This window comes from Sphingopyxis alaskensis RB2256 (genome assembly GCF_000013985.1).
GTDB classification, from domain to species: Bacteria; Pseudomonadota; Alphaproteobacteria; order Sphingomonadales; family Sphingomonadaceae; genus Sphingopyxis; species Sphingopyxis alaskensis.
This window is the reverse complement of sequence record NC_008048.1, coordinates 2,157,887-2,173,860: the sequence shown is the minus strand read 5'-3', so window position 1 is coordinate 2,173,860 and position 15,974 is coordinate 2,157,887. Positions and strand designations below refer to the sequence as shown.

Here is a 15,974-nt window from a genome sequence, read left to right as displayed (position 1 = left end):
AGGAGCCTTGCCCACGTGTCCAAACGCCCGCTGACCGCCGCCACCCCCGCCGAACCGGGCGATCGCGTTCGACTGACGGCCGAGTTTGAGAGGACACAGCTTCTGGGTATCCTGTTCGGTGAGTTCGACCGCAATCTCGTCGCGATCGAAAACCGCCTCGGCGTCTATATCTCCGCGCGCGGCAACCGCGTGCAGATCGAGGGCGAGGCCGAAGCCGCCGCCCGCGCGCGCGACGTGCTCACCGACCTCTATGACCGCATCGAAAAGGGGCAGGAGGTCGACGCCGGCATGGTTGACGGCGTGATCGCGATGTCGGCGCAGCCGACGCTCGACGGCATCATCCGTCACGACAAGGACGAAGCCCCGCCGGTGATGATCCGCACGCGCAAAAAGACGATCGTCCCGCGCGCGCCGTCGCAAGTCCCCTATATGCAGGCGCTCGCGCGCGACGATGTGATTTTCGCGCTCGGCCCCGCAGGCACCGGCAAGACCTATCTCGCCGTGGCGCAGGCGGTGGCGCAGCTCATCACCGGCAGCGTCCAGCGCCTGATCCTGTCGCGCCCCGCGGTCGAGGCGGGCGAAAAGCTGGGCTTCCTGCCCGGCGACATGAAGGAAAAGGTCGATCCCTATCTGCGCCCGCTCTACGACGCGCTCCACGACTGCCTGCCCGCCGAGCAGGTCGAGCGCCGGATCGCGAGCGGGGAGATCGAGATTGCGCCGCTCGCCTTCATGCGCGGGCGCACGCTCGCCGATGCTTTCATCATCCTCGACGAGGCGCAGAATACGACGATCCCGCAGATGAAGATGTTCCTCACCCGCTTCGGCATGAACAGCCGCATGGTGATCTGCGGCGACCCCAAGCAGGTCGACCTGCCGGTGCCCGCGACCTCGGGCCTTGCCGACGCGGTCGCACGGCTCGAAGGGCTGGAAGGCATCAACGTCAGCCGCTTCACCAGCGCCGACGTCGTCCGCCACCCGATCGTCGGGCGCATCGTCGAAGCCTATGAGGGGCCGGGGAGCTAAGGGCCGACGATGACGGCTTTGGGGTAGGGACCTGCCAGTCGTTTTCGGTCATGCCGGGCGGGGTCCGCGATCCGATTGGCTCAGAGACCGAGGAATCATTCCAAAGTTCAGTAAAAGTCAGCCTTGTGCGGCCGCCAATCTGCCGCTCCGGTCGTGCAGCCGCACCGGGCTGCTGTCTCCGCTCACAGACCGGGCAGCAATCGCTTTTGTCCACATACCGAAAGAGCAGAGCCGAAGGCTGGCACAGCCGGGTCATGTAGGACAGCGTTTTTTCCCGCGCCGGTGTCCGGTATGGGGTGGAGAGGGGACGTTCCCTCTCCCATCGGGAGAGGGATACGCAGGCTTGGTTGCGTAGCAACCTAGCCGAGGTTGGGTGAGGGGATCACCCTCGATTACGAACCCACCTCAGACACCCTCACCCAACCCTCTCCCGAGGTGAGAGGGCTTTATGACCGCAATCGGTCGAAAACCGCCATCAACTCCGCACTGCGCTGTTATTTCTTCATCCCCTCGACGCTCCACATCCCCGCGCCGCGCGTCGCGATGAACAGGAAGATGAAACAGTAAAGCGCGATCGTCTCGCCGCCATTGGCAATCGGATAGAGTCCCTGACTTCCATGCGCGACCCAATAGCCGACCGCCGACATGCCGCTTGCAATGAAGGCCGCGGGACGGGTGAACAGCCCGATGGCGATCAGCGCGCCGGCGACGATCTCGATCGTCCCCGCGGCATGGAGCATCGGGTTGAGCGGATAGGGAAAGGCGACCGGAAAGTTGAAGAACTTCTGCACACCATGCGCGAGGAACAACAGCCCCGACACGATCCGCAGCAACGCAAACGCCTGTTCGCCATAGCCATCGAGAAACTTCATGACACGCCCCCTCATGCTGATGAGGCGGCGAAGCTAACCCATTTTCGGGTGCGTGCGAAACTTTTTCGGCGCGTCATGTCACACGCGCCGCCCCTGCCTCGTCATGTCTGCACAACCCCTCTTGAAGGAGATAGGACATGACCCACGTAACCGACCCCTTCGCCGCCGCCCCGCAGCTGATGAAACAGTGGATAGGCGTCAGCCTTGCGGTGCAGGACAGCCTTGAGCCGAGCCTGATCGAGCTGGTCAAGATCCGGGCGTCGATCCTCAACGGCTGCGCCAATTGCATCAACATGCACACGGCCGAAGCCCGCGCGAAGGGCGAAACCGAACAGCGCATCTATCTGCTCGCCGCCTGGCACGAGGCACCCGTCTATACGCCGCGCGAACGCGCCGCGCTCGCCTGGACCGACGCCTTGACCGCGCTGTCGCAAGGCCACACACAGAAGGCCGCGAAAGAGGCGCTCGAAGCGCATTTCACCCCGGAGGAACAGGTGAAGCTGACCCTGATGATCAACATCATCAACGGCTGGAACCGGATCGCGGTCGGGTTCGACCTGTGGCTCGAAACCCCGGCGGCCAGGGCGGCCTGATGGCGGCGACGCGCTCCGGCGATGCGGCGGGCGCGGCGGGTCTTTTCGACCCGCTGCGCCCGATGCTCACGCGCGTTGCCTATCGAATGCTGGGTTCGGTCGCCGATGCCGAGGATGTCGTGCAGGATGCCTTCATCCGCTGGCTTGGCACCGATCGCGGTGCGGTGCGCGAGCCCGCCGCCTTCCTCCGCCGTACCGTGACGCGGCTCTGCCTCGACCAGCTCAAATCGGCGCGGGCACAGCGCGAAACCTATATCGGCCCCTGGCTCCCCGACCCGCTGGTCGAGGAGGACGAGGCCGACGACGATGTCACGCTGCCGCTGATGCTCGCGCTCGAACGGCTCTCCCCCCTGGAGCGCGCGGCTTTCCTGCTCCACGACGTGTTCGGCGTCGGCTTCGACGAGGTCGCGGCCACGATCGACCGCGATCCCGCCGCGGCGCGCCAGCTTGCCGCGCGGGCGCGCTCCCACGTCCGCGACGCGCGCCCCCGCTACAAGCTCGAAAAAGCGCGGGGGCTGGAAATCGCGCGCGCCTTTTTCGAGGCATCGCGCAGCGGCGATATGGAGACGCTCGGCGCCCTGCTGGCCGCCGATGTCGGCATGTGGGCCGATGGCGGCGGCAAGCGCCCGGCGGCCGCGGTCCCGATCCTCGGAAGGAAACTGGTGTTGACGGTTCAGCGCAGCATCGCGGTTCTGCTGCGCAAATATGGCTCGACGCTGGTTCACACCGGCATCATCAACGGCCTGCCGGGCTTCGTGACGCGCGAGGCCGACGGCGAGCTTCAGACCACCGCGCTGGCGATCGAGGACGGCAAGATCACCGGCATTTATGTCATGCGCAACCCGGACAAGCTGCGGCATGTGCATTGAGTCATGGCGGGCTTCGACTGATTGCGGCCAGGCGCAAATGCCCGATCCAGGATGACGAACGCCGCTACGAGGACCGCTGGCGGGTCAAGACCTGTTCTGCCGTCCCAAAGACGTCCGACGCATCGCCACCCGATACGACAAGGGCCCCGAAAACGACCTCGCCGCCGTCAAACGCATCTGCGCGCGCATCTGACCCTAATCCGTCAGATCTTCCCACATATCCTTGATGCGCCCGAAAAAGCCCTGGCTTGCGGGGCATTCCTCGCCGGTTTCGGTGTCGCGGAACGCCTGCAGCAATTCCTTCTGCTTCGCGGTCAGCCGCGTGGGGGTTTCGACGTCGATCTGGATGACCAGGTCGCCGTGGCCGCGGCCGTTGAGCACGGGCATCCCCGCGCCGCGCTGGCGGAGCTGCTTGCCCGACTGGATGCCCGCGGGGATGGCGATTTCGTGCTTGCGGCCGTCGAGGCCGGGAATGGTGATGCAGCCGCCGAGCGCCGCGGTGGTGAAACTGATCGGCGCGCGGGTGAACAGCGTCGTGCCTTCGCGCTCGAACAATTTGTGCCGCGCCATGTGGAGGAAGATGTAAAGGTCGCCCGGCGCCGCGCCGCGCGCGCCGCTTTCGCCCTCGCCCGACAGGCGGATGCGTGTGCCTTCGTCGACCCCCGGCGGGATCGTGACGGTGAGCCGCTTGCGCCGGTCGACGCGGCCTTCGCCATGGCAGCTATTGCATGGATCGGCGATGACTTCGCCCGCGCCCTGACAGGCGGGACAGGTGCGTTCGACCATGAAAAATCCCTGCTGCGCGCGCACCTTGCCGTGGCCGCCGCAGGTCGAACAGCGGTGCGTGCGGGTGCCGGGCTTCGCACCCGATCCGTCGCAGGCGTCGCAGCGCGCGGCGACATCGACCTCGATCTCGCGCGTCACGCCGGTGAAGGCGTCCTCGAGCCGGATCTCCATGTCATAGCGCAGGTCGGCGCCGCGCGCCGGGCCGCGCTGCTGGCGCGCGCCGCCGAACGCGGAGCCGAAGATCGATTCGAAAATGTCGCCGATGTCGCCGAAATCGCTGCCATGCCCGCCGCCGAAACCGCCCGCGCCGCCATTGACGCCGGCCTTGCCGAAGCGGTCATAGGCGGCGCGTCTCTGTGGATCGCGAAGGCAGTCATAGGCCTCGTTGATCGCCTTGAAGCGCGCTTCGCTGTCCTTGCACCCCGGATTCCTGTCGGGGTGATATTTCATCGCCAGCTTGCGGTAGCTCGCTTTCAGCGCCGCTTCGTCGGCGCTGCGATCGCATTCGAGCAGTTCGTAATAATCGAGGTCGAGCGACATGCGTCAAAGCCCCTGCTTCAACCCGTCACCCCAGCGAAAGCTGGGGTCGCTGCCGGTCCGGCGGTGCCTTGCCGAGAGCGATGCCAGCCTGCGCTGGCATGACGGGTGAAGATCATCCTTATTTCTTGTCGTCTTCGACTTCGGAGAACTCGGCATCGACGACATCCTCGTCGGCCTTCGCCTCGCCAGCGTCGGCGGCGGGCGATGCCGCGGCCTGCTGTTCCTTTTCATAGATCGCCTGGCCAAGCTTCATCGCGACCTGCGCCAGCGCGCCCGCCTTTTCGGTCATCGCGGCGGCATCGCCGCCCTCGATCGCGGTCTTGGTTTCGGCGATCGCGGCCTCGATCTCGGACTTCAGCGCACTATCCACCTTGTCGCCATGTTCGGCGAGCTGGCGTTCGGTCGTATGCACGAGGCTCTCGGCGTTGTTCTTCGCCTCGGCCGCCTCGCGGCGCTTCTTGTCCTCTTCGGCGAACTGTTCGGCGTCCTTGACCATCTGTTCGATATCGGCGTCGGACAGGCCGCCGGAGGCCTGGATCTTGATCTGCTGTTCCTTGCCGGTGCCCTTGTCCTTGGCATGGACCGACACGATGCCGTTGGCGTCGATGTCGAACGTCACCTCGATCTGCGGCACGCCGCGCGGGGCGGGCGGGATGCCGACGAGGTCGAACTGACCGAGCAGCTTGTTGTCCGCCGCCATTTCGCGCTCGCCCTGGAACACGCGGATCGTCACCGCCGACTGGTTGTCGTCGGCGGTCGAATAGACCTGGCTCTTCTTCGTCGGGATCGTCGTGTTGCGGTCGATCATCTTGGTCATGATGCCGCCCAGCGTCTCGATACCCAGCGAGAGCGGAGTGACGTCGAGCAGCAGCACGTCCTTGACGTCGCCCTGCAGCACGCCCGCCTGGATCGCGGCGCCGATAGCGACGACTTCGTCGGGGTTGACGCCGGTGTGCGGTTCCTTGCCAAAGAAATCCTTCACGACCTCGCGTACGCGCGGCATGCGCGTCATGCCGCCGACCAGCACGACCTCGTCAATATCCTTGGCGCTGACGCCGGCGTCCTTGATCGCCTTCCTGCACGGCTCAAGCGTGCGCTTGACCAGATCCTCGACCAGCTTTTCGAGGTCGGCGCGGGTGATCGTCTTGACCAGATGCTTCGGCCCGTTGGCGTCGGCGGTGATGAAGGGCAGGTTGACTTCGGTTGTCGCGGCCGACGACAGCTCGATCTTCGCCTTTTCGGCAGCTTCCTTCAGGCGCTGGAGCGCCAGCTTGTCGTTGCGAAGGTCGATGCCTTCGTCCTTCTTGAACGTGTCGGCCAGAAACTCGACGAGCTTCGAGTCGAAGTCTTCGCCGCCGAGGAAGGTGTCGCCGTTGGTCGACTTCACCTCGAACACGCCGTCGCCGACCTCGAGGATCGAGATGTCGAAGGTGCCGCCGCCGAGGTCATAGACGGCGATCGTCTTGTTCTCGCTCTTGTCGAGGCCATAGGCGAGCGCCGCCGCGGTCGGCTCGTTGATGATGCGCAGCACTTCGAGGCCCGCGATCTTGCCCGCGTCCTTGGTCGCCTGGCGCTGCGCGTCGTTGAAGTAAGCGGGGACGGTGATCACCGCCTGCTCGACCTTTTCGCCCAGATAGGCTTCGGCGGTTTCCTTCATTTTCTGAAGGATGAAGGCGCTGATCTGCGACGGCGAATAATCCTCGCCGCCTGCCTTGACCCAGGCGTCGCCGTTCGGGCCCTTGACGATCGAATAGGGGACAAGCTCCATGTCCTTCTTGGTCATCGGATCGTCGAAGCGGCGGCCGATCAGGCGCTTCACCGCGAAGATGGTATTTTCGGGGTTGGTCACCGCCTGGCGCTTTGCGGGCTGGCCGATCAGCCGCTCGCCGTCCTTGGCAAAGGCGACGATCGAGGGCGTCGTGCGCGTGCCTTCGACATTTTCGATAACCTTGGGCTTGCCGCCTTCCATCACTGCGACGCAGCTGTTGGTGGTGCCGAGGTCGATCCCGATCACTTTGGCCATTTATACTCGTCCTTGTTGCTTAGTCGGCGCCCTGAAAAGGCACGCCATCCATGGGTTCATGGGCGCGATATAGGTGCGCTAATCCTTGGCACAAGGGCTTTGAAGGCTTATCGGGGGGAGGAAAATGTTGCGCTTTTACGGAGTCCTCCCGAAATGAAACCCCTGGCTCTTGCCGCTCTTGCCGCCGCTTCGCTCAGCCTGACCGGCTGCGGCGAAAATCTGGGCGCGGGGCAACAACTCAACGTCGTCAGCGGCCATGTCGTGATGGGTGCGACGCCCGACCGCCCCGCGGTCGGCTATTTCCGCGTCGAGGGCGGCCCGCGCGACGTCGAACTGGTGGCGGTGACCGCCGACCTCGCGCAGCGCGTCGAGATGCACGAAAGTGTGCGCGAAAACGGCATGATGGTGATGAAGCCGCTCGAACGCGCGGCCGTGCCCGCCAACGGCGAACTCGTCTTCAAACAGGGCGGCAAGCATCTGATGATCTGGGGCATCAACGGCGCCGCGGTGCGCGCGGGCAAGCTGCCGATGGCGTTCGTCTTCACCAACAACAATAATGAACGCATCCTCTTCGACATGGTGATCAAGCCCGCCGAAGGCGGCGCGGGCGGCGAAGCGGCGATGGACCATGATGCGATGGGGCACGGACCGATGGACAAGGGCGGGGCGGACGCAGCCGCGAAGTAGGATCATGCTGCATCCCGATGCTGTCATTGCGAGGAGCGAAGCGACGAAGCAATCTCCAGTGTGCGGTCGTCGATCATGGCCGACGGCTGGAGATTGCTTCGCTTCGCTCGCAATGACGGGGATTTGATGTCGCGCCACTCGCGCCCCCTGACCAGCGGCGAAATCGCGCTGGCCCGCAGCGTGTTCGGCGACGCGATCGCCTATGACCGCGTGCGCGTGAACCACCATAAATGGGCCTTTTTCCAGCCGCGCCACATCGTCATGGCGCCGATGGGCCACCTGCATTTCAACCCGCACGGCGACCTTTATTGCGACGATTTCGGCGCCGCGCCGCAGCGGCTGCAAGGGCTGTTCATCCACGAAATGACGCATGTGTGGCAGGCGCAGACGCGCGGCCGCTGGTATCTGGTGCTGATGCGCCATCCCTTCGCGACCTATCGCTACAGTCTGAAACCCGGCTGGCCGCTCGAACGCTATGGCCTCGAACAGCAGGCCGAGATCGTGCGCCACTATTGGCTGCTGACGCAGGGCGTGGTCGTCGGCGGCGCGCCGGGGGTCGAGGCGTATAGGGCGATTTTGCCCGATTCGTGGCGGGCGGCGTGATGTTTCGATTCGGCCGAAACTAGCCGTTGCTGCCTCCCCAATCCGTTCGCATCGAGCGAAGTCGAGATGCCCATCGGGCTAGGCGTAGCGTCGATGGGTGTCTCGACTTCGCTCGACACGAACGGAAAAAGGAGACGGTACGCTCACCACCCCAAGGCAGACGGTCGTTCCACGCCCCGAATTAGCCCCTAGCCAAGCCCCCGGCGTTCGTCCTATGTTCCGCGCATGGATGGAATGTCGCTCATCATCGCCCTTGCGGCCCTTGCCATCGGCGCGTTGATCGGCTGGTTGTTCGCCGCTCGCCAGTCGGGGGCGCTGATGGCTGAACGCGACGGGCTGGCCGAGCGGTTCAGGAGCGCCGTCACCGACCTCGCCGCCGAGACCGAGGCGCGCCAGGCGGCGGACATCCGGCTCGCGGCGCTGCGCGCCGAGCAAGAGGCGCGCGAGGCCGCGCACGCGGCGCAGGTGAGGCAGCTTCAGGACGCGCAGGCGGCGCTGACTGCGCAGTTTCGCGAGGTCGGGCAGGCGATGCTCGGCGAGGCGCAGAAGGAGTTTCTGGAACGCGCCGAGGCCCGGTTCCGACAGAGCGAGGAAAGCGCGGGCCAGCATCTGAAGGCGCTGCTTCAGCCCGTCCACGAACGGCTGGAGAAATATGAAACCGCTGTGAAGAAGGTCGAAACCGAACGGCAAAGCGCGTTCGGCATGTTGCAGGGGCAGATCGAATCGATGCGCGCGCAGAGCGAGCGCGTGTCGAGCGAGGCGGCCAAGCTCGTCAACGCGCTCCGCAATGCGCCGAAGGCGCGCGGGCGCTGGGGCGAACAGCAACTGCGCAACGTGCTCGAAAGCTGCGGGCTCAGCGAACATGCCGATTTCCAGACCGAGGTCAGCGTTGCCGATGGCGACGGCGGGCGGCTGCGTCCCGACGTTGTGGTGAAGGTTCCCGGCGGACAGAGCCTCGTCATCGACGCCAAGGTTTCGCTCAACGCCTATCAGGACGCCTTCGGCGCGGTCGACGAGGGCGAAAAGGCGGCGCACCTTGCCGCGCATGCCGCGGCGATGAAGGCGCATGTCAACGCGCTGGGCGCCAAGGCCTATTGGAACCAGTTCGACGACACCCCCGATTTCGTCGTGATGTTCGTCCCCGGCGAACATTTCCTCGCCGCCGCGCTCGACCATGACCACGAGCTTTGGGACTATGCGTTCGAGCGCAAGGTGCTGCTCGCGACGCCGACCAACCTCATCGCGATCGCGCGCACCGTCGCGGCGGTATGGCGGCAGGAAAAGCTCGCCAACCAGGCGCGCGAAATCGCGATGCTCGGCAAGGAACTTTATGCGCGCATGTCGGTGATGGGCTCGCACATCGCGCGCGTCGGCAAAAATCTCGATCAGGCGACGGGCGCTTACAATGCCTTTGTCGGCAGTTTCGAATCGCAGGTTTTGACGCAGGCCAAGCGTTTCGAGGCGCTCGACATCGAAACCGGCGGGCGGGAGATTCCGACGCTGCCGGTTGCCGAACAGGCGGCGCGCCCGCTGGCGAAGCTCGCCGCGGCGCCGAGCGCGGTGAACGACGCGGGCGAATGAATCGCGTCGCCCCCGCCTCGCGGGAACAGGCAGAAACCCTTTTCATTGATCGTCACCCCGGCGAAGGCCGGGGTCTCGCCGGTGCGCGAGGCTGAGACGGTGAGATCCCGGCCTTCGCCGGGATGACGCTATTCTGGTCTATCCGGGCAGGGATCATATCACCCGTTTCAGCACCGCGGTCTGCCCGCCTTCGCCGCTGATCTCCAGCGTCCCGTCGGTCGGAAAGCTCAGGCGCACCGGCCCGCGCATCAGCGCGAAGAAGGCGCTTTCCTGCGCCATGCCCGCGCCGGGGCACGCCATTTTCGTCGCCATCAGCGGCCCCGCGGAGAGCATGTCGTCGGCCACCCTGTAGCTGCCCGAAAAGCGGTTGCACCCCGCGCTGCCGCTCAGCCGGTCGTCCGTGAACGCCAGCGAGGTGGGGCGGTCGGGGGCGACGGGCGCGCCGGCGATCGATACGAAGGTCCAGCTCGTTCCCGCGAGCGCATCGGGCGGCAATATGTCTCCGCCGCATCCCGTCACCCGCTTGCCGTCGGCGGTGACCGTCACGGTGTCGGCATAGCGGCGGTCGCTCATCCCGTCGCTGCACGGCCCCGGCCGCACCTCGACCGTCAGCCGGTCGGCGGTGTAGCGTTTGCCCGTCGTGGTGGTCTGCGCGCCCGGATTGGGCACCGCGATCATCGTCTCGCCATAGTCGCCGGCATAGTTCAGCCGCGCGGGCGTGATCTCCAGCGTCCAGCCGGGTTCGGTGCCCAGCGCCATATAGGCTGCGGGAGCCTCGCCGGGGCCTTGCGGATTATCGGTGGCGGGGACGCAGGCGGCGAGCGCGGGGAGCGCGAGCAGGGGCAACAAGCGGATCATCACAAGCTCCTTTACTCCGCTCGTGTCGAGCGAAGTCGAGACACCCATCGGCGTGGCGCATGGTCGAGCGCCATCTCGACTTCGCTCGATGCGAACGGGAAGAGAGGATGAGATAATAGCATGATGCTGGCGGGCGGCTGAACCAAAATGCCGCTCGTCGTTCAGCGCCGCCGCTGGTTCAGCACCTCATAGGCCATCACCGCCGCCGCGACGGCGGCGTTCAGGCTGTCGGCCTTGCCCAGCATCGGCATCTTGACGCGCACGTCGGCCGCCGCGGCATAATCGGCGGGCAGCCCTTGCGATTCATTGCCGACGAGGATAAAGGTTGGCGCGGCATAGCGCACCGCCTGATAATCGACGCTGTCGTCGCCGAGCCAGGTCGCGACCAGCTCGCCCTGTCCGCTGCGCAGCCAGGGCAGGAACGCGTCCCAGCGCGCCTGCACCAGCCTTTGCGTAAAGATCGCCCCCATGCTCGCGCGCACCGCCTCGACGCCATAGGGGTCGGTGCTGTCGCCCAGGAGAATCAGCCCGCCCGCGCCGACCGCGTCGCCGGTGCGCAGCATCGTGCCGAGATTGCCGGGATCGCGGAGGCGTTCGGCGACGAGCCAGATCGGCGCGGCGTTGCGGTCGATGGCAGCGAGTGTCGTGGCGGGTTCGGCATAGATGCCGACGATCGTCTGCGGATTGTCCTTGCCCGACAATTTGGAGAGGATCGCGGCTGTGGTGTCGATCACCTCGCCGCCCGCGGCCATCGTGTCCGCGACCAGCGCCTGCGCCAGCGGATGCGCCGCGCCGTCGGGGCCCAGGAACAGCCACGCGGGAAAGACGCCCGCCTCGCGCGCCTCGGTCGCGATGCGCAGCCCTTCGGCCAGAAACAGCCCTTCGGCGCGGCGATGGCGCTTCTCGCGCAGCAGGCGCATCCGCTTGACCAGCGGGTTCGACAGGCTTTCGATTTGGGAGCGGCGACCGGTCATCGCGCCCTAGTCCTCGCCAAAGCTGTCCTTGACCAGCCCGACGAGTTTCAGGAGTGCGGCGTCGGCGCCGTCGCCGCGCGTGTGGATGGTGATCGTGTCGCCCTTGGCCGCGCCGAGCATCATCAGCCCCATGATCGAGGTGCCGTTGACGCGCGACCCACCCTTTTCGACCTCGACCGTCACCGTTTCGGGCAGGCGGCTGACGAAGGTGACGAATTTGGCGCTCGCGCGCGCGTGCAGCCCGCGCTGGTTGGTGATTTCGACGGTCTCGGACACCTCGTTCACGGTCCCACTCCCAGCATTTCGGACGCGACCGAAATATATTTCTGCCCCGCTTCCTTGGCCGCGATCACCGCGGCGCGCAGCTCCATCGACTTGCGCGCGCTTTCGAGGCGGATCAGCATGGGCAGGTTGACCCCGGCGATCACCTCGGTCCGCCCGGTTTCGAGCAGGCTGATCGCCAGGTTCGAGGGGGTGCCGCCGAACAGGTCGGTCAGCATCACGACGCCGCGTCCCTCGTCGACGCTGCGGATCGCGTCGGCGATTTCCTGGCGCCGCATCTCCATATTGTCGTTGGGGCCGATGCACACGGTGGCGACGGCGCGCTGCGGGCCGACGACATGCTCCATCGCGCGCACCATTTCCTCGGCGAGGCGGCCGTGCGTGACGAGCACCATTCCCAAGAGCGGCAGAGCCTTGTCATTCGGCATGCAGTGATCGACCCTTATCTTGCGCCGCCCGATGCGCGGGCGGCGGACGGGGGCTTGCCCTCAAGCCCATCTTGCGGGGCAGAGTCAAGATTGCGGTGGGTCAGCGTCGGCTCATATCCCGATCCGCGTAGCGTTTGCGCAACACGTGCGGCGACATGGACCGAGCGGTGACGCCCGCCGGTGCAGCCGAACGCGATGGTCACATAGCTTTTGCCTTCGGCGCGGTAGCGCGGCAGCAGCGTCAGGATCAGTCGCTCGATCTGCGAAACCGTTTCTTCATAGGCGGGGTCGGCGATGACATAGGCGGCGACGTCGGGATCGAGCCCCGTGCCCGGCTTGAGCGCCGGGTCCCAGTGCGGGTTGCGCAGATAGCGCATGTCGAACACCAGATCGGCGTTGCGCGGCAGCCCGCGCGCGAAGCCGAAGCTCAATATGTTCAGCACCGGTTCGCCGTCGTCCGCCTCGCCGAAACGCTGGCGCACCTCCTGCTGCAAATCATTGCTGCTGTAGTTGGTGGTATCGACGACATGCTCGGCCCAGCGGCGCAGCGGCTCCATCATCTCGCGCTCGCGCGCGATCCCGTCGGCGGCGGGGCGGTCCTCGGCGAGCGGGTGGCGGCGGCGCGTTTCGGAAAAGCGCCGTTCAAGCTCCGCGCCCGCGCAATCGAGGAACAGCGTCTGGATGTCGCGACCGCCGCCTTCGCGCAATTCCTTGATCCGCCGCACGAGCAGCGCCGGGCGAAACCCCCGGCTGCGGCTGTCGATTCCGACCGCGAGCGGACGCTCCGCCTCGCCGCGCTTCACCGGCGCGTCGATCAGCGCTTCGAGCAGCGCGAGCGGCAAATTGTCGACTACTTCCCAGCCCAGATCCTCGAGCACCTTCAGCACCGTCGACTTGCCCGCGCCCGACAGGCCGGTGACGAGCAGCAGCCGCGACTCGGCGCCCGGACTCGCCTGTCCGCTCATGCCGCGGGCGCCAGCCGTTCGAGCGCGAGCATGATCTTGATCGGCGCCGACACCTCGAACGCCGACAGCAGCAGCGCGGGAAGCGGATGGCCCGCCACCGTTTCGACCTGCCCCACCGCGGGCATCCGGTCGTAACGGTCGGTCAGCCGCACCGCGAGCGCCAGCGGCACCGGCGCCGTCCACGGGCGCTCGACGATGCCGATGCCGCGCACTTCCAGCTTGCCCGCAAGATTTTCGGGCGGCCGGCACCACAGTCGGCCGCGGTCGAACCAGATGTCGCAGCGATCGTCGGCGACGAGCCTGGCGCCGCGGTCGATGAGGCGCAGCGCGAGGTCGGACTTGCCCTGCCCCGAATTGCCGAGGATCAGCACCCCGCCATTGCCTGCGGCAACGCAGCTCGCGTGGATGTTGACGATTTCGGGTCTGGTCCGGCTCGGAAGCATGACGACGGCTTACCGGCGGCGACGCGGGGCTGCAAGGCGATAGGGCGTGGAGTCAGCCGGCGGCGGTTCCGCTTTCGCTCGCGGGCAGGGTGATGAGCAGGCTGGCGCCCGGCCTGCCGTCGTCGCGGTCCCTGGCGCTGATCGTGCCGCCATGCCCCTCGACGATCGTGCGCGCGATGGCGAGGCCGAGGCCGCTGTGGCGGCCAAAGGCTTCGCCCGCGGGCCGCTCGCTGTGAAAGCGCCGGAAAATCGCCTCGCGCTGCGCGGGGTCGATGCCGGGGCCGTCGTCGTCGACGCGGACATGCACCTCGTCGCCCAGCCGCGTCGCGGCGATGCACACGAGGCCGGAGGGGGGGGAGAAGCTGATGGCGTTGTCGATGACATTGTCGATGGCGCGTTCGAGGCGGTGGCCGTCGCCCATCACGATGGTGGTGCCCTTGCGCGGGCGCGCGAAGGCGAGGCGCGGGTGCGGCGCGTCGGGGTCGATGCGCGCCTTGCGCGATGCGAGCATCGATTCGATCATCATGCCCACGTCGATCGGCTCGAACAGGGTGCGCGACAATTGCGCGTCGACGCGGCTCGCCTCGCTGATGTCGCTCACCAGCCGGTCGAGCCGCCGCACATCCTCGTCGGCGATGGCGAGCAATTGCGCGCGCTGTTCGTCGGACTGCACGCGCCCCAGCCCCTCGATCGCCGAACGCACCGAGGCGATCGGATTCTTGAGCTCGTGCGTCACGTCGGCGGCGAAATGCTCGCCCGCGTCGATGCGTTCACGAAGCGCTTGCGTCATGTCGCTCAAGGCGCGGGCGAGCGTGCCGATCTCGTCGCGGCGACTCGGCAGGCGCGGGACGACGACCTCGCGCGCGCGACCGAGGCGGACGCGCACCGCGGCGCGCGCGAGCCGCCGCAGCGGGCGCACGATCGTGCGGGCGAGGAACAGTGACAACAGGATCGAGGTGATCAGCACCATCGCGACGACGACCGCGAGGCGGAAGCGTTCGGCGCGCACCGTGCGCGTGATGTCGCGCGCGTTGAGCGTCATCAGCACCGTCTGCGGCGTATCGAGTTCGACGACCCGCGCCGCGCTCAAGAGCGGCGTGCGTTCGGGGGCATAGCGAAAGCGGCTCGCCGGCTGCCCGCTGCGCTGCGCCTCGATCACTTCGGGCCAGGCCGCCGCGACATCGACCGCCGGTTCGCGAAAGTCGGGATAGGTCGGCGCGCCGACGATCCAGTCGATGCCGCGGTCCATCGCACGCGCCACATCGCGCTGCCACGCCTGCAGATCGGGGTCGCGCAGCGTATAGGTCGGCGCGCCGGTTTGGAAACTGTCCGAAATCAGGCGACCGTCGGCGGCATAGAAGCGCAGGCGCGACTCGGTCGCTTCGGCAAATTCGCCGATCAGCCGGTCGCGCTCCTCGGGGCGCGCCGCTTCGAGCGCGGTATCGAGCATCGCAAGCTGGTCCTCCATCACCGCGATGCGCGTATCGACGAGCCGCGTGCGATAGGTGTCGAGATAATAGAATCCCCCCGCGAGCAGCGCGACGGCGAGGATGTTCACCGCCAGGATGCGCGTCGTCAGCGACCAGCGCGCCGACCAGACGAGCGGCGATTCCTCCTGTTCGGCGGCGCTCGCGTCGGGGGGCAGGGGATCAGCCCTCATCGGCAAAGCGGTATCCGGCGCCATAAAGGGTGGCGATCGCGTCGAAGCCGGGATCGACCTCGCGAAACTTGCGGCGCAGCCGCTTGATGTGGCTGTCGATCGTGCGGTCGTCGATATAGACATCGTCCTGATAGGCGGCGTCCATCAACTGGTTGCGGCTGCGCACGATGCCGGGACGGCTGGCGAGCGTTTCGAGGATCAGGAACTCGGTGACGGTCAGCGTCACCTCCTTGCCGTCCCAGCTGACCTTGTGGCGCGCCGGGTCCATGGTCAGCCGCCCGCGCGTGATCGGTTCGGCGACGGGTTCGTCGTCCTCGCTCGGCGGCGCACGGTTCAATTCGACGCGGCGCAGGATCGCGCGGATGCGCGCGATGACGAGGCGCTGCGAGAAAGGCTTGGCGATATAATCGTCGGCGCCCATCGCAAGGCCCAGCGCCTCGTCGATCTCGTCGTCCTTGCTGGTCAGGAAGATGACGGGAAGCTGGCTTTTTTCGCGCAGGCGGCGGAGCAGTTCGAGCCCGTCCATCCGCGGCATCTTGATGTCGAACACAGCAAGGTCGGGCGGATTGTCGATCAGCGGCTTCAGCGCCGCCTCGCCGTCTGAATAGACGCGCGTGACGAATCCTTCGGCCTGAAGCGCGATCGACAGCGATTGCAGGATGTTGCGGTCGTCGTCGACCAGCGCGATGGTTGCCGTCATGCTCTTTCCGTTGGCGGGCGTCGACCCGCGAATTAGCCGATCCGTCGCCGAGGGACAACCGCGCACGGTCCGTCGCCGATTCACCCT

Annotated in this window: 17 protein-coding genes; 6 read left to right on the top strand and 11 right to left on the bottom strand. The window is 66.6% G+C overall.

Going from position 1 to position 15,974, the window contains the following annotated elements:
• Positions 1-15: 15 nt before the first annotated feature.
• Entirely contained in the window at positions 16-1,023 is a 1,008-nt protein-coding gene (locus SALA_RS10490) for a PhoH family protein (protein WP_011542348.1), read from the top strand.
• Positions 1,024-1,517: 494 nt separating this feature from the next.
• On the opposite strand, the gene SALA_RS10485 is transcribed toward SALA_RS10490, so the two are convergent.
• On the bottom strand, positions 1,518-1,895 hold the full coding sequence (locus SALA_RS10485) for a DoxX family protein (protein WP_011542347.1): 378 nt from the start codon (positions 1,893-1,895) through the stop codon (positions 1,518-1,520).
• Positions 1,896-2,032: 137 nt separating this feature from the next.
• Here SALA_RS10485 and SALA_RS10480 point away from each other — a divergent pair, with 137 nt between their 5' ends.
• Positions 2,033-2,488 carry a carboxymuconolactone decarboxylase family protein gene (locus SALA_RS10480; RefSeq protein ID WP_011542346.1) on the top strand — a complete coding sequence of 152 codons (456 nt, stop codon included), beginning with the start codon at positions 2,033-2,035 and terminating at the stop codon, positions 2,486-2,488.
• Positions 2,488-3,357, top strand: a complete 870-nt coding sequence (locus tag SALA_RS10475; RefSeq protein WP_011542345.1) for a sigma-70 family RNA polymerase sigma factor — start codon at positions 2,488-2,490, stop codon at positions 3,355-3,357. The genes SALA_RS10480 and SALA_RS10475 overlap by 1 nt, the downstream gene beginning before the upstream one ends.
• Before the next feature lie 195 nt (positions 3,358-3,552).
• On the opposite strand, the gene dnaJ is transcribed toward SALA_RS10475, so the two are convergent.
• Positions 3,553-4,683: a molecular chaperone DnaJ gene (gene dnaJ / locus SALA_RS10470; protein ID WP_011542344.1), complete on the bottom strand. Its 1,131-nt coding sequence runs from the start codon at positions 4,681-4,683 to the stop codon at positions 3,553-3,555.
• A 118-nt stretch (positions 4,684-4,801) separates the two neighbouring features.
• Positions 4,802-6,706, bottom strand: coding sequence for a molecular chaperone DnaK (gene dnaK, locus SALA_RS10465; RefSeq protein WP_011542343.1), 1,905 nt, complete (start codon positions 6,704-6,706; stop codon positions 4,802-4,804).
• 153 nt (positions 6,707-6,859) lie between these two features.
• Between dnaK and SALA_RS10460 the strand changes: the two genes are divergently transcribed.
• The 3 genes from SALA_RS10460 (at position 6,860) to rmuC (ending at position 9,577) form a co-directional block, all read left to right on the top strand.
• On the top strand, positions 6,860-7,393 hold the full coding sequence (locus tag SALA_RS10460) for a copper chaperone PCu(A)C (RefSeq protein ID WP_011542342.1): 534 nt from the start codon (positions 6,860-6,862) through the stop codon (positions 7,391-7,393).
• A gap of 126 nt (positions 7,394-7,519) precedes the next feature.
• Positions 7,520-7,996 (top strand): hypothetical protein, encoded by a 477-nt coding sequence (locus SALA_RS10455; RefSeq protein WP_011542341.1) that lies wholly within the window; start codon positions 7,520-7,522, stop codon positions 7,994-7,996.
• 225 nt (positions 7,997-8,221) lie between these two features.
• Entirely contained in the window at positions 8,222-9,577 is a 1,356-nt protein-coding gene (gene rmuC, locus SALA_RS10450; protein WP_011542340.1) for a DNA recombination protein RmuC, read from the top strand.
• Between the two features lie 153 nt (positions 9,578-9,730).
• On the opposite strand, the gene SALA_RS10445 is transcribed toward rmuC, so the two are convergent.
• The 8 genes from SALA_RS10445 to SALA_RS10410 all read right to left on the bottom strand — a co-directional run bounded on the left by SALA_RS10445 (position 9,731) and on the right by SALA_RS10410 (position 15,887).
• The gene (locus SALA_RS10445; protein ID WP_011542339.1) at positions 9,731-10,435 is read right to left on the bottom strand and encodes an META domain-containing protein; all 705 of its coding nucleotides are present in this window, start codon (positions 10,433-10,435) and stop codon (positions 9,731-9,733) included.
• Between the two features lie 161 nt (positions 10,436-10,596).
• Positions 10,597-11,409: a TrmH family RNA methyltransferase gene (locus SALA_RS10440; protein WP_011542338.1), complete on the bottom strand. Its 813-nt coding sequence runs from the start codon at positions 11,407-11,409 to the stop codon at positions 10,597-10,599.
• Positions 11,410-11,415: 6 nt separating this feature from the next.
• Positions 11,416-11,694: an HPr family phosphocarrier protein gene (locus SALA_RS10435; protein ID WP_011542337.1), complete on the bottom strand. Its 279-nt coding sequence runs from the start codon at positions 11,692-11,694 to the stop codon at positions 11,416-11,418.
• Complete coding sequence (locus SALA_RS10430) at positions 11,691-12,119, bottom strand: PTS sugar transporter subunit IIA (protein ID WP_011542336.1); 429 nt, start codon at positions 12,117-12,119, stop codon at positions 11,691-11,693. The genes SALA_RS10435 and SALA_RS10430 overlap by 4 nt, the downstream gene beginning before the upstream one ends.
• Before the next feature lie 14 nt (positions 12,120-12,133).
• Complete coding sequence (gene rapZ, locus SALA_RS10425; RefSeq protein ID WP_011542335.1) at positions 12,134-13,084, bottom strand: RNase adapter RapZ; 951 nt, start codon at positions 13,082-13,084, stop codon at positions 12,134-12,136.
• On the bottom strand, positions 13,081-13,527 hold the full coding sequence (locus SALA_RS10420; protein WP_011542334.1) for an HPr kinase/phosphorylase: 447 nt from the start codon (positions 13,525-13,527) through the stop codon (positions 13,081-13,083). The genes rapZ and SALA_RS10420 overlap by 4 nt, the downstream gene beginning before the upstream one ends.
• 52 nt (positions 13,528-13,579) lie before the next feature.
• Positions 13,580-15,211, bottom strand: coding sequence for a sensor histidine kinase (locus tag SALA_RS10415; RefSeq protein WP_084764727.1), 1,632 nt, complete (start codon positions 15,209-15,211; stop codon positions 13,580-13,582).
• The gene (locus SALA_RS10410) at positions 15,177-15,887 is read right to left on the bottom strand and encodes a response regulator transcription factor (RefSeq protein ID WP_011542332.1); all 711 of its coding nucleotides are present in this window, start codon (positions 15,885-15,887) and stop codon (positions 15,177-15,179) included. Before SALA_RS10410 ends, SALA_RS10415 begins: the two co-directional genes overlap by 35 nt.
• Between the last annotated feature and the right edge of the window lie 87 nt (positions 15,888-15,974).

Bases quoted from the DNA above. Each gene is read 5' to 3' on its own strand.
- SALA_RS10485 (WP_011542347.1), bottom strand. From the start codon at position 1,895: ATGAAGTTTCTCGATGGCTATGGCGAACAGGCGTTTGCGTTGCTGCGG.
- SALA_RS10480 (WP_011542346.1), top strand. From the start codon at position 2,033: ATGACCCACGTAACCGACCCCTTCGCCGCCGCCCCGCAGCTGATGAAA.
- SALA_RS10475 (WP_011542345.1), top strand. From the start codon at position 2,488: ATGGCGGCGACGCGCTCCGGCGATGCGGCGGGCGCGGCGGGTCTTTTC.
- dnaJ (WP_011542344.1), bottom strand. From the start codon at position 4,683: ATGTCGCTCGACCTCGATTATTACGAACTGCTCGAATGCGATCGCAGC.
- dnaK (WP_011542343.1), bottom strand. From the start codon at position 6,706: ATGGCCAAAGTGATCGGGATCGACCTCGGCACCACCAACAGCTGCGTC.
- SALA_RS10460 (WP_011542342.1), top strand. From the start codon at position 6,860: ATGAAACCCCTGGCTCTTGCCGCTCTTGCCGCCGCTTCGCTCAGCCTG.
- SALA_RS10455 (WP_011542341.1), top strand. From the start codon at position 7,520: ATGTCGCGCCACTCGCGCCCCCTGACCAGCGGCGAAATCGCGCTGGCC.
- rmuC (WP_011542340.1), top strand. From the start codon at position 8,222: ATGGATGGAATGTCGCTCATCATCGCCCTTGCGGCCCTTGCCATCGGC.
- SALA_RS10445 (WP_011542339.1), bottom strand. From the start codon at position 10,435: ATGATCCGCTTGTTGCCCCTGCTCGCGCTCCCCGCGCTCGCCGCCTGC.
- SALA_RS10440 (WP_011542338.1), bottom strand. From the start codon at position 11,409: ATGACCGGTCGCCGCTCCCAAATCGAAAGCCTGTCGAACCCGCTGGTC.
- SALA_RS10430 (WP_011542336.1), bottom strand. From the start codon at position 12,119: ATGCCGAATGACAAGGCTCTGCCGCTCTTGGGAATGGTGCTCGTCACG.
- rapZ (WP_011542335.1), bottom strand. From the start codon at position 13,084: ATGAGCGGACAGGCGAGTCCGGGCGCCGAGTCGCGGCTGCTGCTCGTC.
- SALA_RS10420 (WP_011542334.1), bottom strand. From the start codon at position 13,527: ATGCTTCCGAGCCGGACCAGACCCGAAATCGTCAACATCCACGCGAGC.
- SALA_RS10415 (WP_084764727.1), bottom strand. From the start codon at position 15,211: ATGGCGCCGGATACCGCTTTGCCGATGAGGGCTGATCCCCTGCCCCCC.
- SALA_RS10410 (WP_011542332.1), bottom strand. From the start codon at position 15,887: ATGACGGCAACCATCGCGCTGGTCGACGACGACCGCAACATCCTGCAA.